Below are 16057 nucleotides of genomic sequence, written 5' to 3' on the forward strand. Positions count from 1 at the left end.
GCATTCACCCTTACTCAACCATGGTAAATTGAATGGATTCAGGCTTGGGCGTGCCATGCCAAAACATGCGAGAACACACTGATTCGGCCAAGGTTAAGTAACAGATTGCATGTTCCGAGTCTGGTCTTGCGACCACAGTTGGTTTGCCGTTGTCGATATCTTCACGCACATGAATATGCAACGGAACTTGAGCGAGCAAATCGAGACCGTACTCATTTGACATCTTTTCTGCACCGCCCGCACCAAAGATGTGCTCTTTCTCACCACAGTGGCTGCAGATGTGGTAACTCATGTTCTCGACCAAGCCAATCACTGGAACGTCAACTTTATTGAACATGGCTGCGCCTTTGCGCGCATCTGCCAATGCTAAATCTTGCGGAGTCGTCACAATCACCGCCCCTGTAACAGGGACCTGCTGCGCAAGTGTTAATTGAATATCACCAGTGCCTGGTGGCATGTCTATGACAAGGTAATCTAAATCAGGCCATTCGGTTTCATTAAGCAATTGAGCCAAGGCTTTTGCTGCCATCGGGCCACGCCAAATAGCCGCTTCATCTTTGGAAACAAGGTAACCAATCGAATGAGTGTAGATACCGTGGCACGCTATCGGCTGCATCCATTTATTGTCTCTAACTTCAGGGGTTGCGTTCATCTGCCCTAGCATCATCGGCACTGACGGTCCGTAAATATCGGCATCGAGCAAGCCAACCTTGGCGCCAGAGCGCGCGATGGCCAACGCAAGGTTCACGGACGTCGTTGATTTCCCTACGCCTCCCTTTGCCGAAGTCACCGCGATAATGTTTTTTACCCCTTTAACTTCTGCGGCAACATTGGTTTGCAACGCTTTTGGTGAAACCTCAATGTCGCAATGAAAAGCAGCAACTTCCCCCTTTGCTTGCTGAGATGAAATCCACTCAGCCAGATCTTTATCTAACTGGTTGACAGCAAAAGGCAGTTGAATCTTAAAGCCATGGCTCGCTACCGAGACAATGTTGGGTGTTGATGCCCATTCAGGCGCTAGGCTTGAATGCTCAAATTGGTTTAACCAATCACAGAAATCTTGCTTTGAAGTGAACTGACGCATAGGTCCTCCTTATGCATCCAATCGTAACACTCCACCAGCAGATACTGAACCCTGAAAAAACTAAGGTATTCCGGTCTTTGATGCCTTGGAGTCACTGGTGGGATAAGGTAGTATTACTCTCTATTTTTTATACATCATTAGAAGCGATTATTAAGTATGGCAAACGATCCAAGAAAACTGCTGGTAACTTGTGCCCTTCCGTACGCTAATGGTTCGATTCACCTAGGTCATATGCTTGAGCACATTCAAGCTGACATTTGGGTTCGCTACCAACGCCTACGTGGCAACACTGTAAACTTCATCTGTGCTGACGATGCTCACGGCACACCAATCATGCTAAAAGCACAACAGATGGGAATTACGCCAGAAGAGATGATCGCTGCAGTAAGTGAAGAACACCAAAAAGACTTCGCTGGCTTCGATATTAGCTTCGACAACTACCACAGCACGCACTCAGAAGAGAACCGTGAGCTAGCTTCTCACATCTATCTAGAGCTTAAGAAAAATGGCTTCATCTCAAGCCGTACGATTTCTCAGCTATTTGACCCTGAAAAAGAGATGTTCCTACCGGATCGTTTCGTAAAAGGTACCTGTCCTAAGTGTAAGTCTGAAGACCAATACGGCGACAACTGTGATAACTGTGGTGAGACGTACAGCCCGACTGAACTGATTGATCCGAAATCAGCAGTTTCTGGCGCGACGCCAGTAATGAAAGATTCTGAGCACTTCTTCTTCGACCTGCCTCAGTTTGAAAGCATGCTAAAAGAGTGGACTCGCTCTGGCTCGCTTCAAGCAGAAACAGCAAACAAGATGCAAGAATGGTTTGAGTCTGGTTTGCAACAGTGGGATATCTCTCGTGACGCGCCTTACTTCGGTTTCGAGATCCCAGGTGAAAAAGACAAGTTCTTCTACGTGTGGCTAGATGCCCCTATCGGCTACATGGGTTCATTCAAAAACCTATGTGACAAGCGTGATGACCTAGATTTCGATGAGTACTGGAAAAAAGACAGCACAACTGAGCTTTACCACTTTATCGGTAAAGACATTGTTTACTTCCACTCTCTATTCTGGCCTGCAATGCTAGAAGGTAGCGGTTTCCGTAAGCCTGATAACGTATTCGTACACGGCTACGTAACGGTGAACGGCGCGAAGATGTCTAAATCAAAAGGCACCTTCATCAAAGCGGCTACTTACCTAGATCACCTAGACCCAGAGTGTCTGCGTTACTACTACGCTGCTAAGCTAAACAGCCGTATCGATGACCTAGACCTTAACCTTGAAGACTTCACTCAGCGCGTAAACGCTGACGTAGTAAACAAGATTGTTAACCTAGCATCACGTAACGCTGGCTTCATCACTAAACGCTTTGAAGGCAAGCTATCAGCTAACTTCGCAGAGCCAGAGTTGTACAAAGAGTTCGCAGACGCGGCTGACCGCATCGCAGAGCTTTACGAGACTCGTGAGTTTGGTCGTGCAATCCGTGAAATCACTGCCCTAGCAGACAAAGCAAACCAATACGTTGATGAGAAAGCACCGTGGGTTGTGGCGAAAGAAGAAGGTAAAGACCAAGAGCTGCAAGACATCTGCTCTGTGGGTATCAACCTATTCCGCGTGCTGATGACTTACCTAAAACCGGTAATGCCAGAGCTTGCTGCACGTACTGAAGCATTCCTAAACGAAGAGCTCACTTGGGAAGGTATCGCTGCACCGCTGACTGGTCATGAGATCACTAAGTTCAAAGCCCTATTCAACCGCATCGATCCTAAGAAGGTTGAAGCAATGGTTGAAGCTTCTAAAGAAGACGCAGCAGCAGAAGTTGCAGCAAAAGAAGCGGCAGAAGCAGCGAAGAACAAAGCGAGCCAAACGGAGCTGGACAAAGATCCTATCGCAGAAGAGATTGAGTTTGATGCTTTCGCAGCCGTTGATATGCGTATCGCGCGCATCATCTCGTGTGAAGAAGTACCAAAAGCAAACAAGCTGCTTAAGTTCCAATTGGACATCGGCGGTGAAACTCGTCAGGTGTTCTCTGGCATCAAGTCAGCGTACAAACCTGAAGAGCTAGAAGGCAAGCTAACCGTAATGGTAGCGAACCTAAAACCTCGTAAGATGAAATTTGGTATGTCTGAAGGCATGATCCTAGCCGCTGGCCCAGGTGGCAGCGACCTATGGATTCTTGAGCCGCACGAAGGCGCACAACCAGGCATGCGTGTGATGTAATCACAAACCAACCAATTGAAAGCCCTGCTCTTTGAGTGGGGCTTTTTATTACTCCCTACAACGGTGCTCTCTGCACCATCACAGTTCAATCACCCTCTCAAATAAAAACATAAGTCACTGAATAATAACAAGGAAATTTATGGCACCAAATCTGCTCTACCACTTGATAGGTAAACCATTACAAGGAGTTGGTTATGCTTGTTGTCTATTCACTGATTGTTTCATTGGCCGTTTTAGCGGCACTTTTCCACTTTTCTCGTCAGCGCCACAGCGGTCTAGAACGTAAGTTCGACACACTAGTTTTACTTAGACAGCTGATGCAGCTTTGCCGACAGCATAGATCTTTGACTCATCAAGCCCTTTCGAACCAACAAACACAAGCCGTGAAGGCGCAATTGGATGGTGTTTGTGACGCTATGCTCGATTATTCCAACCAATTGATTGCCAATGCACCGTTTGAAAACAAGCCTATGTATCGCATTCTCCAACTGAAGCTAAAGTCGCTGTATAAAGATTGGGATCAACGAAGCGTTGCTCGGAACCAAGTGATTCATGGCAAAACCATTCGCCATTGCATGTTTTTAATGGACGAGATAGCCATCGCTTGGCTGATTGAGTCTGGACGCGAAGACGTCAGCGATGAGTACCATATGAATTGGCAGCAAGTACTTGATAGCATGGAAGTGCTCACTCAGCTTAGAATCTCGATTCAAGACAGGAGCTACCCAGAAGGAGAACTGCGCGTGAAATACTACTGCGACAAAACCAAGCGCAAGCTCAACCAGCTCTCCTTGGTGAGTCCGCTATCGGTTGCGTCTCCGACAAGCTCCAAAGCCATGCATATTCTCACTGAAATCCACGCCAGTGACACAATTACCGCAAGCAATGATGACCTGTACCAATTAACGACGGATATCTCATTAATCATCTCGCAGGTATATGACCAAATGCTATCGGAGATGACTGAAAGCCTCTATCAGCCACTGCCTAAGATAACGCTCGCTTAATCTCTGCGACTTTAGGGCTCAGGCTTATCTCTGCTTGAGCCCAATTTCTCACTATCCACCATGCCGCAACTTTGCTAAAGTCCTCCCCGACAAAACCTGGTCAACTCGACCTCATAGACCTAAGAGCACCCACTGTGACTAACAACGAAATCCTGCGCCGTATCCAACATTCATTGAATCTCAAACCTGCACAAATCGTAAAAGCGTTTGATCAAGTGGATTCACCTATCACACCAAACCAAGTCAATGACTGGTTAAAAGCTGACTCTGATAAGTCGGCAACGAAAATGAAAGATAAAGAACTGGCGCTATTTCTAAACGGATTTATCAACCTAAAGCGTGGGAAAAAAGAAGGCGAACAACCTAAGCCTGAACAAAAGCTAACCAACAATATGATTTTTATGAAGTTGCGTATCGCGCTTAACATGAAAGCGGAAGATGTACTAGACGTACTGGAGTTAATGGGCGTGAGCTTAAGCAAATATGAGGTTGGTGCTTACTTCCGCAAACCGAACAATAAGAATTACAAAGCGTGTGAGGATCAACTGCTGTGCGATTTCTTACACGGCGTGCAGTTTACCAACCGCCCAGATTCAGAAGAGTTTGTTGCGTAACTGCCCGCTGAATTTGAAGACTAAAAAACCTCAATCTGGCTGACCATGATTGAGGTTTTTTCTATTGGGTCGCGTTAACTCGCGCAAACCTTAAAGCATTTTACGAGCCGCTTCTACAACCACTTTGATTGAGCGTGCTTCAGTCTCTTTTAGCGTTGAGTGATCTGGGATCTCTTTCTGCGTACGGTTGATAATAACGCCCGCGACACAGCCTGCTTTCAAACCAGAGCTTGCACACATAGTAAGCAGCGTTGCTGACTCCATTTCAAAGTTCAGTACGCCCATGTCTTGCCATTCTTGCATCGAACCTTGGAAACGCTTAACAACGCGGCCAGAGAAAGTGTCGTAACGCTCTTGACCTGGGTAGAAGGTATCGCTTGAAGCAGTAACACCCATGTGTACTGTTGCGCCAGACTCCTCAACCGCGGCTTTCATCGCTGTAGCAACTTCAAAATCTGCTACTGCTGGGAACTCCATTGGAGCGAAATGCAAGCTCGCACCATCTAAACGAACAGAACCCGTCGATACGATCATATCACCCACGTTTACGTGAGGCTGAATCGCGCCAGTTGTACCAACACGTAGGAAAGTACGAACACCAAGTTGAGCTAGCTCTTCAACTGCAATAGATGTAGAAGGACCACCGATACCGGTTGAACAAACGACAACTGGCTTGCCTTCAAGCTCAGCTCGGTAAAGCGTGTATTCACGGTGACTTGCTAGAAAAACAGGGTTCTCCATTTCTTCAGCAATTTTTTGAACACGCGCAGGATCACCAGGAATAATCGCTAATGTTGCACCAGCAAGATCTTCTTGGGTAACACCTAGGTGGAATACAGCTTGAGACATAGGGGGCTCCTTATTGAGGTGAAATCCGTTCTTTCTTCGAACACCGGTTTCACTCTATAAATTCATCGGGTACAGGAATACTCTAACCAACTCCTCAAAAATAAAGAGTGACACAACTCACAACTACATGAGTAACAAACTATGACATTGCAAGTAAAACCGGTTTGCATCACACTTTTTAGCAAATTGGCGACGTAAGTTGCATAAAAAATAACCCTCTCATCAAATGGGAGGGTTATTGTGCGGATGAATGAAACGGGGATGACTATGCGTCTTGGCTCGATTTAAATTTAAGCAACCTTAACGCATTGAGTGTCACGATCGCCGTCGCGCCACTATCTGCTAACACCGCCACCCAAAGTCCCGTAATACCAAGCAAACTGGTGATAAGAAACACACCTTTAAGACCCAAGGCTAACGCAACGTTTTGTCGGATATTGTTAAGTGTTGCACGTGAGAGTTCAATCATCCCTGCCAACTCCAATAAACGGTTATGAGTGATCGCAGCGTCTGCTGTTTCCAATGCCACATCGGAGCCTCCGCCCATCGCAATACCAATACTGGCGGCTTTCATTGCGGGCGCATCATTGATGCCATCCCCCACCATCGCCACGTTGGCAGTTGCCGAGAGTTGCTCAACATAAGTCACTTTATCTTGCGGCAGCAGGCTTGCTTTGTAGTCAATATCGATCATTGAACTGATCGCTGAGGCACTTCTGGGGTTATCGCCCGTCAACATGACAGCGTTAATACCTAACGCCTTGAGTGCTTTGACCGCCTGAGCTGAATCATCACGCAGCGTATCTTGCCAAGCGATGAGCCCAATCACTTGGTTCTCTCCAGCAGTCGCAACAACCACAGTCTTACCTTGCGCTTCCAATTGACCAATCAGGTTGTCAGTATTAGGGTCGAGTGTCATCGTCAGCTTACTTGGCGCAATCACTTGGTAAAGAATCCCCTCGATATAACCTTGAACGCCACTTCCTACCAGCGCTTGCTTACTTTCTGCTTCGACAATGTCAATTCCGAGAGAATCTGCTTTGCGTACCACGGACTTTGCAAGAGGATGGCTTGACCCAACTTCAATCGCCGCCACTTTTCCAAGAAGTTGTTGTTCGCTCCAGCCGTTTAGAGGCAATATGTCCGTCACCTCAGGTTGGCCTTTGGTTAAGGTTCCAGTCTTATCAAACGCTACCGTTTCTATTTTGCCCAACTGCTCAAGTGCTGCGCCACCTTTGATCAGCGCCCCTCGACGAGCCGCCGCCGCGAGACCAGATGTAATGGCCGCAGGTGTCGATATCACCAAGGCGCAAGGACATGCAATCAGAAGCAGCGCCAGCCCGCGATACACCCATGTTTCCCAAGGCTGAGCAAACAACAAGGGTGGCGTAATAATGACAAGGAGCGCCACCACCATCATTAATGGTGTGTACCAGCGGCTAAATTTATCAAGGAAGCGCTCTAGTGGTGCTTTGCGAGATTCAGCTTCTTCAATAAGATGAAGAATACGATCAATTGCGTTTTCGCCCTGTTTTGAGGTAATAACGAAGCGCACGACCCGATCAACCACCACCGCGCCAGCCATGACTGACTGACCTTCAAAACGCTCAACGGGTAGTGATTCTCCGGTAAGTGCGCTCTCATCAAAGCTCGCCACTTCACCCAATAACTGACCGTCAGCGGGCAAACGTGCACCGGGCGAAACCTCGATAATATCACCGGGTTGAAGTTCACTGGCCGAGACTTCCACTCGTTGGCCGTCAATAATCTGAGTTGCGTTTTCCGGCACCAATTCCATCAAAGACTGAACGCCGCTTCGTGCCCTAGAGGCAGCAAACGCTTCTAAACGTTCACCAATTAAAAACAGCAGCAAAACCATGGCAGCTTCAACGGTTTCACCAAGATACAATGCGCCAAGAGCCGCAACACTCATGAGCGTTTCTATCGCGAAAGGCGTGCCCGATTTCGCCAATGACACGGCCTTTTTAGCAATAGGATAGAGACCCGCCAAGCAGGTAAGCACGAATAACCACTCACTTACTTGAGGCAAAGTAGGCTTGATAAGCGCAGCAACCAACATCGCGATGGCGATACTTAGGATTTGACCATTGCCATCGATAAGTTTGGCTAACCCCTGCTTTTTCGCTGCTTCGGGTTTGGTGGGGCTCGAGAATGAAAAGCCCGCGTCTTGGATGGTGTTCTCCACGTTTTGAGCAACGTTTTGGTGATTGGTTTTCACCACCAGTTTCTCGGTGGCAAATAACACTTTTGCTTCGACAATGCCTTCAATCTTACTAACTGCAGTTTCGATTTTTCGCGCACAAGAGGGGCAATCCATCCCATTCACTTTCCAGCTGTGAGTATAGGTAGCCTCTATTGAAGAACCGGACTCACTTTCTTCATCAGACGGATCGCCACCGCTACTGCAAGTATTGGATCCACAACAGTCTGATTCGGTTTGTGGCACTCCTGCCATCTGTATACTGACAATTTTCGGGCTAGAGCAAGAACCCACTTGTGAAGGATTGACCGCAATTTTGCTAGAGCGGCAGGCGTTATGTTTGGTGCACATAATTGTATCTCCCTTTTCTATATACCTTCATCTTAAACCTTAGAGTCGACTCCAAGGTCAAATACTTTTTACGAATTGGAGAGAACGAAAAAAGGCGCACCAGGCGCCTTTCATATCGCTAGGCACGCCTCGCTATACAGGGTGCTTAAAACAGTCATCAATGTTTTTGCCAATTGCTCGTAGCACATCTCGACGAGTAATAATGCCGACAAGCTTCCCATTATCGATTACTGGATAGACCTTAGGCTTACCAACAGTCATCATTTCCGCTAATTCAATGATGGATGTATCAGACGTCACCGACAGCACTTCCGAATGCATACAGTCAGATACAATGTGAGTATCTTGACAGTAGTAAGACACCTTGATCAGTTTATCGAGTAGGTCTTGTCCTGATAAAAAGCCGATAACTTCTTTTTTATCATTAATCACCGGACCGCCTAGGTAACGAGAGTCGAGTACCTTTTCTAAAGCGGCACTCAATGACATATCAGGGGAAAATGTCACTGCTTGCAGTGTCATGTAGTCTTTTACTTTTAATGATTCCATTTATGTCTCCTTAACGTGCAAGCTGCGCTGCTGATACTGTAATTGTTGTCTAATTTCTTGATTTTACTAAATGGAAATCACCAATTTTTACAATTGCTATTACCTATCAACTTTTTAGTGAGTCATTTTTCTTCTCGATTTCTCGTTGTGTAAACCAACTGCTGGCAAGGGAAACAGCAAAAGGAACGCAGTAAGTTAGCATCACTTTAAACCAGTTTAGGCTTAATCCTGTGGCCAGTGCGTCCCCTTGATTGATAAGGTTGAGCAGAGTCCCTACCACCACAGCAATAATTATTGACCTTTTAATCACTTGAGCACTCACAAATACAACCTCCGTATGATCACGATGTACTCTAAACTGTCTAAACTATAGGTAGGATTGAGAAAACCAGTAAAGGCGGGCTGAGTGAATTCTACTTTTTCAAAGGCGATTGCCACGAATCCAAGCATGATCAATTCGGTGTTTGAGTCGCTGCCCGAACCCACTTTTCTGATCAATAAATCGGGGATTTATGTCGAGGCGTGGGGCGGCAGAGATACAAAACGCCATCACAATCCAGACGCGCTGGTAGGTCTTACGCAATACCAAGTACTTCCGGCCGATAAAGCGGTATGGTTTAGCCAGGTGATCGTAGACGTCGTAGAAAGCCAAAAACCCGCAGAACTTGAATATTCGCTCGATCCCAAAGATTTATCCTGTTTCGACGGTGTCGAAGGGCCGACCGATGTTCAGCACTTTAGTGCGCTCGTCATTCCACTGCCCAATACCGATCTGGTGCTTTGGACAGTAAGAAACATCACGGAGTACAAGCGCGCACTCGATACATTGGCTCGCCAACAGCTTGAACTTGAAAAGCTCACCTACATGGATCATTTGACCCAACTGTACAATCGATACGCACTCGATGTGCTGTTGCCCGATGCCATTGAATTAACTCACCTACGCCAGACACATTCCGCCATTCTGATGATAGATATCGATTGCTTTAAGCAGTACAACGACCACTATGGTCACATACAAGGCGATCGCGCGTTAATCGCCATCGGCCAAGCGATTCAAGGTTGGGCAGGTTCCAATGATCTCTGTTTTCGCTACGGAGGGGATGAATTTCTTGTCTATCTATCTGGACTCAGCCAAGACGACTCCCTCATGCGGGCTAAAATGCTCAGGCAGTCAATTTTGGATTTGAACATTCCCCACGAGGCATCAACTGTCGCAAATCACCTGACCATCACCATTGGCATCAAATTCAATCAGGCAACCGACACCCATACCACCGCAGAAAAGATTGTAGCATTGGCCGATAAAGCGCTGTTTCATGCAAAAAATCAGCAGCGCGGCACCATCCACCAGCTTACGTGAAATCAAAAAAGCCCTCCACGAAGGGAGGGCTCATCAAAGGCATGGTCAGTTTATTTTTTTTCTGTCCAACGCTCGGCGGCTTTGGCATCTGAATCGCGAGACTCGACCCAGCGTGTCGCGTCGGTTGTCCGCTCTTTCTTCCAAAACGGAGCCTTGGTCTTCAAATAATCCATAACAAACTCACACGCTTCGAAAGCAGCGCCACGATGGGCACTAGACACGCCAACAAATACAATTTGATCGCCGATATCCAAATCCCCAACGCGATGAATCACACGCATGTTCAAGATTGGCCAGCGCTGCTCTGCTTGATCACAAATATCACCCAGCGCCTTTTCGGTCATTCCTGGGTAGTGCTCTAACGATAAGCCAGTGACATTATCACCCAAATTCATATCGCGAACTTTACCCGTAAAAGTGACAACCGCACCTGCCGAAGTCCCTTGCGCAAGCGCGTCGTATTCGGCGCCGACAGAAAAATCTGCCGTTTGAACAGAAATACGCTTATCCATGTTAGCCACCCGTGACTGGAGGGAAAAAGGCGACTTCGTCTCCTTCAGTTAACGAATGGTCAAGCGGCACAATAGATTGGTTTACCGCAGCAAGCAGCTTGCCCGGCTCAAGAGCAAGATCCCACTTACCTTCTTGTGTCGCAAGATGAGCACGCAGCGCTTCTACTGTCTCAAACTGGCTCTCCACTTCGAGTTCATCCACGCCTACGAGTTCACGAGTCTGTGCGAAGAAAAGTACTTTAATCATGCATCCACCTTAAAGTGTCCTGACTTTCCACCTGTTTTTTCGAGCAAACGAACCTGACCGATCACCATGTCTTTTTGCACCGCTTTACACATGTCGTAAATAGTCAGCGCCGCAACCGAAGCCGCAGTGAGTGCTTCCATCTCAACACCCGTTTTGCCGGCAAGCTTACACACAGATTCAATCCGAACCATGTTTTCAGCTTCAATCGCCTCAAGTTGTACTTCAACTTTAGAAAGCAGCAATGGGTGGCAAAGCGGAATCAGATCCCATGTTTTCTTCGCCGCCTGAATACCGGCAATTCTAGCCGTCGCGAACACGTCCCCTTTATGGTGAGAGCCAGAAACAATCAACTGCAATGTCTCAGGAGCCATGTGGACAAAGGCTTCAGCGCGCGCTTCGCGAACAGTTTCTGCTTTCGCTGACACGTCGACCATATTAGCTTCGCCCGACGCATTGATGTGCGTAAATTCGCTCATACTGTCCCTCACTTATACCGATAGGTGAGGCATAAAGTTACATGGACGATGGCTTGCATCCAGCTGCTGCTTGATGATCTTCGTCCAGCCCGTGCGACAAGCGCCCGTTGACCCTGGCATAGCAAAAATCACCGTATGGTTAGCAAATCCAGCAATCGCACGTGACTGAATCGTCGACGTGCCGATCTCTTCGTATGACACCATACGGAACAACTCACCAAATCCTTCCACTTCTTTGTCGAACAGTGGTTTCAGCGCTTCTGGCGTGCTATCACGCGAGGTAAAGCCCGTGCCACCTGTAATCATAATGGCTTGAACATTTTCGTCAGCGATCCATTGAGAAACAATCGCGCGAATTTTGTACATATCATCGATGACGATCTGCTTGTCCACAACGTTGTGACCCGCTTCTTTCGCGTGTTCAACAAGATAGCCGCCCGACGTATCATTTTCTTCGGTACGTGTGTCAGATACCGTCAATACGGCAATGTTTGCTGGTTGAAATTTGCTCTCTGCGTGACCCATTGTTCACCTACCTGTAGTCAATTTGTTCTGATTTGGCCAAGTACAACGCTTAACCAAGATAAAGATAATAACGTGTTGTCAGTGATTAGCCGCCGATAGACGCAAGATGTGGCGTCATACCGGAGTTTCCATCGTGCAGGAAGTGACTGACGGATTTTGTTTGTAACTGTTCTTGGATGCGTTGAATCAACGCATCTTCTTGTGAGTCTTGCTGAAGAAGGTCGCGTAACTCAACGCCATGATCGCCAAACAAGCATAAATGCAGCTTACCCTTAGCGGAGACCCGAAGTCGGTTGCAACTCTCACAAAAGTCTTTTTCGTAAGGCATGATCAAGCCAATCTCACCTTGATAATCTGGGTGGACAAACACTTGAGCGGGCCCATCGTTGTTCGCGCGAACCTTCAGAAGCCAACCGTTCGCAATCAGTTGATTACGAATCGCTACGCCAGAAACGTGGTGCTTGTGGAACAGTTCATCCATCTCCCCGGTCTGCATCAGTTCGATAAAACGCAGTTGAATTGGACGATGTTTGATCCAGTTGAGAAAGGCGGGCAACTCATTGGCGTTGAGATCTTTCATCAACACGACATTGACTTTGACTTGTTCGTACCCGACTTCAAACGCGCGATCAATCCCCGACATCACTTCAGAGAATTTATTCTCACCCGTAATTTGATAGAACATGCGAGGATCTAAGCTGTCAACGCTGACATTAATGTGCGTCAGCCCAGCTTGCTTCCAGTCAGCGACCTGCTTTTCCATCCGATAGCCGTTTGTCGTCGTCGCGACTTTGGTGATACCGGGTGTTTCAGACACCGTATGGATAATATCGTTGAAGTCTTTGCGCAGGCTTGGCTCACCACCAGTGATGCGGACTTTTGACGTACCACAATCGGCAAACGCGCGAACGACGCGCTTAATTTCAGGTACGGATAAAAAAGACGAGTTTTTCTGCCCCGATGGTTTATAGCCATCAGGCAAGCAATATGTGCATTTAAAGTTACAAACGTCAGTAACGGAAAGACGCAAGTAATAAAACTTGCGATGAAATTTATCTTCGAATTGTTGCGCCACGGAACACCTTTCCAAACACGGGAGGCAACGTCATTTCCAACCTTGCCCTTGTGACAACTTGTCACTGGCTCTACACGCTTATTTATTTACAAACTTAGCCCGCAGAGCTCGGAGTTATGGCAACTGGTTCGCGTAATATGTACACCACCAGCAGCTGTCGAGTAAAATACTTAATATTCGTGCGTGTTTCTACCCTCGAGGTCAAAAAAACATGCACGTAACTCAAAATACCTCGTTTTGAGTATCTCCTATTAATACAATATTCTAAATTGTAGTTGGTTATAAAAAAATAAGACGAAAATAATGACTTTGTATTCAAGCAAAAAAGTGGTGGCGATCGGCGGTGGGCATGGCCTTGGTCGTATTCTTGCGGCTTTAAAAGACTTCGGCGAGAACGCAACGGGAATCGTTGCAACCACAGACAACGGCGGCTCTACTGGCCGAATCCGCAGCTGCCAAGGCGGCATTGCATGGGGCGATACGCGTAACTGCATCAATCAGTTGATTACCGATCCTTCCATCAGTTCAATGATGTTTGAATACCGTTTCAAAGGCTCTGGTGAACTTGACGGCCACAATTTGGGTAACCTCATGCTCACCGCATTAGACAACTTATCAGTGCGTCCTCTCGATGCCACAAACCTAATCCGCAACATGCTCAAAGTGGATGTCAATATCATTCCGATGTCTGAACATCCTTCAGATTTAAAAGCGCTATCGACGGAAGGACACTGGGTGACTGGCGAAACCAGTGTTGATGAGATGCCGGAAAAATTGGTTAGGCTTGATTTGGAGCCAGAAGTCCCTGCGACAAAAGAAGGCGTGATCGCCATTGAGCAAGCGGATGCCATTATTCTCGGTCCGGGCAGTTTTTTGACCAGTATTATGCCGCCATTGCTCCTGTCAGAAGTTGGTCGCGCGATCGCCAACAACAAGAAAGCTCAGCTTATATTCGTTGAGAACTTATCGCCTGAATTCGGCCCCGCCGGTAAAATGAGTTTGCGTGAAAAACTGGAATGGTGCGAGCGAGCCTGCCAAGGCCGACAGATAGACGTGGTGCTAGGCGAAGAAGCGCACCCTGAACTAGAAGAGTGGAACTGTGTCACCACACCGCTCGCTTCACCCAATCGGGACTGGCGTCATGACCGAGACAAACTGCATGACGCTATTGATGCCTTACTGAGAAACTAAACGCTGATAGTGCGATTCGGTTTCACTCAGTAGGTCAATCATCTTGTCTCGGCTACTGTTTGGGTCAAACGATTGACCGGCTTTTGCCATAGAATCCAACTCTATGGCATAAGCACACAGCACCTCAGCCCCAAAGCTCGCAGCACTACTTTTGAGTGCATGACTGATCTCTTTTAGATAAGACACCACATCCAAGCTCGCATCATCAGTCAGCTTGCTTTTGTACTGGGCCAGCTCGCCTAAGAATATATCAAGGAGAATGGGGACATTGTCCGCGCCAATCTCGCTGGCCAAACGCTCAATTTTCTCTTTGTTTAATACATCCATGATAATTACTGTGTTTCCTTCAAATTCCATGATTGCAGCTTGCGATAGATGGTCGATGGACTGACATCCAAATAGCCCGCCGCTTTAGGGATATTGCCATCACATGCCTTAATAGCTTGCTCAATGGCTCGCTTTTCCGTTAACCAAAGTGGGAAAATGTCTTGCACTGAAAACTCATCAGACACAGGCAAATCAACCCGAATTTGGTTCTCCGTCGGTTTGTTTAATGGCGGAGGCAACATAGACAAATCAATTTCCTTGCCATTATTGAGCACCACAACATTACGCAACACATTTTGCAATTGGCGCACATTTCCTGGCCACTCGTAGCTGGCAAATCGATCTACTACCTGCGGAGATAAGCGGACGAAATCCTTACCTTCTTCTTTTGACATAAAGCCCAGCAGCGAATAGGCAATTTCAATGATGTCGTCACCGCGCTCGCGCAATGGGGGTAAGTGAAGCGGGATAACATACAAACGGTAGTACAAGTCTTCCCTAAAACGCCCCTCCTCCACTTCTTTCCAAGGGTCACGGTTGGTCGCGCACACAAAACGAACATCCACGCTTTTCATTTTAGACGATCCCACCTTCTGGAAGGTGCCTGTCTGAATAAAACGCAAAAGCTTGGTCTGTAAGTCGAGATCCATTTCACACAACTCATCAAGAAACAGAGTTCCGCCATCGGCCAGTTCAGCCGCTCCTTGACGATCGGTCGCGGCACCGGTAAATGCCCCTTTAACGTGACCGAACAGTTCACTTTCAATCAAGTCTTTTGGAATCGCAGCACAGTTAATCGCGATAAACGGTTTATCACCGCGCTTGCTGGTTGCATGGATCGCTTCTGCACACACCTCTTTACCCGTACCACTCTCACCGGTGATGAAGATACTGGCTTTACTCGACGCCGCAGAGTCAATGGTTCGATAAACCGCCTGCATTGTCTGACTACTACCGATAAACCCTTGATAGCCCTGGTTACCTGGATAGTCAGCCTCGTTTTTCAACTTACTCGCTTTGCGTAATGCATTGTTGACGGTGACACGCAGTCGGTCGGCTTCACAGGGCTTAATTAAGAAATCCTGTGCGCCGTGACGCATCGCCTCTACCGCCGTATCGATAGAGCCATGCGCGGTCATAAATACAACTGGCACGTCTGGGTTTTTCTTTTTCACCGCGTAAAGTACATCCATCCCTGTCATATCGGGAAGACGCAAATCAAGGAGAATAAGGTCGGGGGTTCGAAAGTTAAGGCTTTCGATTGCATCCCGTCCTGTACCGACAATATTGATGTCGATGCAAAGCGGGGTTAGATAGGAACGATAAAGAGCCGCGACAGACGCGGTATCCTCAACCATCAGCAAATATTTTGCGTTCTGATTATCTGTGTGTTCTTGCATAGCCTAGCCAATTATTATTTTGCAATTTGTTAAATGATTGCATTGCGCT

Annotated in this window: 17 protein-coding genes and 1 riboswitch; of the genes, 5 read left to right on the forward strand and 12 right to left on the reverse strand. The window is 47.3% G+C overall.

Translation table 11 applies throughout. The annotated features are described in order from the left end of the window. Positions 1–10: 10 nt before the first annotated feature. Complete coding sequence (gene apbC / locus U9J37_RS07015) at positions 11–1084, reverse strand: iron-sulfur cluster carrier protein ApbC (protein WP_005473320.1); 1074 nt, start codon at positions 1082–1084, stop codon at positions 11–13. A gap of 156 nt (positions 1085–1240) precedes the next feature. Between apbC and metG the strand changes: the two genes are divergently transcribed. From metG to U9J37_RS07030, 3 genes are all read left to right on the forward strand, one after another. Beyond that, the gene (gene metG, locus U9J37_RS07020; RefSeq protein WP_005473356.1) at positions 1241–3301 is read left to right on the forward strand and encodes a methionine--tRNA ligase; all 2061 of its coding nucleotides are present in this window, start codon (positions 1241–1243) and stop codon (positions 3299–3301) included. Between the two features lie 194 nt (positions 3302–3495). After that, the gene (locus U9J37_RS07025; protein ID WP_005473441.1) at positions 3496–4308 is read left to right on the forward strand and encodes a hypothetical protein; all 813 of its coding nucleotides are present in this window, start codon (positions 3496–3498) and stop codon (positions 4306–4308) included. A gap of 134 nt (positions 4309–4442) precedes the next feature. Continuing rightward, positions 4443–4922, forward strand: coding sequence for a YehS family protein (locus U9J37_RS07030; protein WP_005473368.1), 480 nt, complete (start codon positions 4443–4445; stop codon positions 4920–4922). A gap of 90 nt (positions 4923–5012) precedes the next feature. Here U9J37_RS07030 and udp read toward each other — a convergent pair whose 3' ends face one another. The 4 genes from udp to nrtS all read right to left on the reverse strand — a co-directional run bounded on the left by udp (position 5013) and on the right by nrtS (position 9214). Beyond that, positions 5013–5771 (reverse strand): uridine phosphorylase, encoded by a 759-nt coding sequence (gene udp, locus U9J37_RS07035; RefSeq protein WP_005473409.1) that lies wholly within the window; start codon positions 5769–5771, stop codon positions 5013–5015. Between the two features lie 265 nt (positions 5772–6036). Continuing rightward, positions 6037–8343, reverse strand: a complete 2307-nt coding sequence (locus U9J37_RS07040) for a zinc/cadmium/mercury/lead-transporting ATPase (protein ID WP_043887133.1) — start codon at positions 8341–8343, stop codon at positions 6037–6039. A 132-nt stretch (positions 8344–8475) separates the two neighbouring features. Continuing rightward, a complete protein-coding gene (locus tag U9J37_RS07045) occupies positions 8476–8892 on the reverse strand; it encodes a CBS domain-containing protein (RefSeq protein WP_005473424.1) in 417 nt (138 codons plus the stop codon). Positions 8893–8998: 106 nt separating this feature from the next. Next, positions 8999–9214 carry a nitrate/nitrite transporter NrtS gene (nrtS, locus tag U9J37_RS07050; protein WP_043887135.1) on the reverse strand — a complete coding sequence of 72 codons (216 nt, stop codon included), beginning with the start codon at positions 9212–9214 and terminating at the stop codon, positions 8999–9001. Between the two features lie 84 nt (positions 9215–9298). On the opposite strand from nrtS, the gene U9J37_RS07055 reads away from it, so the two are divergent. Beyond that, positions 9299–10255: a sensor domain-containing diguanylate cyclase gene (locus U9J37_RS07055; RefSeq protein WP_043887136.1), complete on the forward strand. Its 957-nt coding sequence runs from the start codon at positions 9299–9301 to the stop codon at positions 10253–10255. 50 nt (positions 10256–10305) lie between these two features. Here U9J37_RS07055 and moaE read toward each other — a convergent pair whose 3' ends face one another. The 5 genes from moaE to moaA form a co-directional block, all read right to left on the reverse strand. Further along, positions 10306–10767 carry a molybdopterin synthase catalytic subunit MoaE gene (moaE, locus tag U9J37_RS07060; RefSeq protein WP_005473316.1) on the reverse strand — a complete coding sequence of 154 codons (462 nt, stop codon included), beginning with the start codon at positions 10765–10767 and terminating at the stop codon, positions 10306–10308. A 1-nt stretch (position 10768) separates the two neighbouring features. Beyond that, positions 10769–11014, reverse strand: coding sequence for a molybdopterin synthase sulfur carrier subunit (gene moaD, locus U9J37_RS07065; protein ID WP_005473432.1), 246 nt, complete (start codon positions 11012–11014; stop codon positions 10769–10771). Further along, on the reverse strand, positions 11011–11490 hold the full coding sequence (gene moaC, locus U9J37_RS07070; protein ID WP_005473427.1) for a cyclic pyranopterin monophosphate synthase MoaC: 480 nt from the start codon (positions 11488–11490) through the stop codon (positions 11011–11013). The genes moaD and moaC overlap by 4 nt, the downstream gene beginning before the upstream one ends. 12 nt (positions 11491–11502) lie before the next feature. After that, positions 11503–12015, reverse strand: a complete 513-nt coding sequence (gene moaB / locus U9J37_RS07075; RefSeq protein ID WP_005473434.1) for a molybdenum cofactor biosynthesis protein B — start codon at positions 12013–12015, stop codon at positions 11503–11505. A gap of 85 nt (positions 12016–12100) precedes the next feature. Next, complete coding sequence (moaA, locus tag U9J37_RS07080; RefSeq protein ID WP_038213434.1) at positions 12101–13090, reverse strand: GTP 3',8-cyclase MoaA; 990 nt, start codon at positions 13088–13090, stop codon at positions 12101–12103. Continuing rightward, positions 13079–13216: riboswitch (molybdenum cofactor riboswitch) on the reverse strand. Its footprint overlaps the gene before it by 12 nt. Before the next feature lie 177 nt (positions 13217–13393). Between moaA and U9J37_RS07085 the strand changes: the two genes are divergently transcribed. Further along, positions 13394–14281 (forward strand): YvcK family protein, encoded by an 888-nt coding sequence (locus U9J37_RS07085; protein WP_005473350.1) that lies wholly within the window; start codon positions 13394–13396, stop codon positions 14279–14281. Here the strand turns inward: U9J37_RS07085 and luxU are convergent. Then, positions 14267–14611: a quorum-sensing phosphorelay protein LuxU gene (gene luxU / locus U9J37_RS07090; RefSeq protein ID WP_190277913.1), complete on the reverse strand. Its 345-nt coding sequence runs from the start codon at positions 14609–14611 to the stop codon at positions 14267–14269. The two genes, U9J37_RS07085 and luxU, sit on opposite strands and share 15 nt — an antisense overlap. A 2-nt stretch (positions 14612–14613) precedes the next feature. Continuing rightward, the gene (gene luxO, locus U9J37_RS07095) at positions 14614–16008 is read right to left on the reverse strand and encodes a quorum-sensing sigma-54 dependent transcriptional regulator LuxO (RefSeq protein ID WP_005473429.1); all 1395 of its coding nucleotides are present in this window, start codon (positions 16006–16008) and stop codon (positions 14614–14616) included. Between the last annotated feature and the right edge of the window lie 49 nt (positions 16009–16057).

The sequence above is a fragment of the Vibrio sp. 16 genome, from assembly GCF_963681195.1.
GTDB lineage: Bacteria > Pseudomonadota > Gammaproteobacteria > Enterobacterales > Vibrionaceae > Vibrio > Vibrio sinaloensis_D.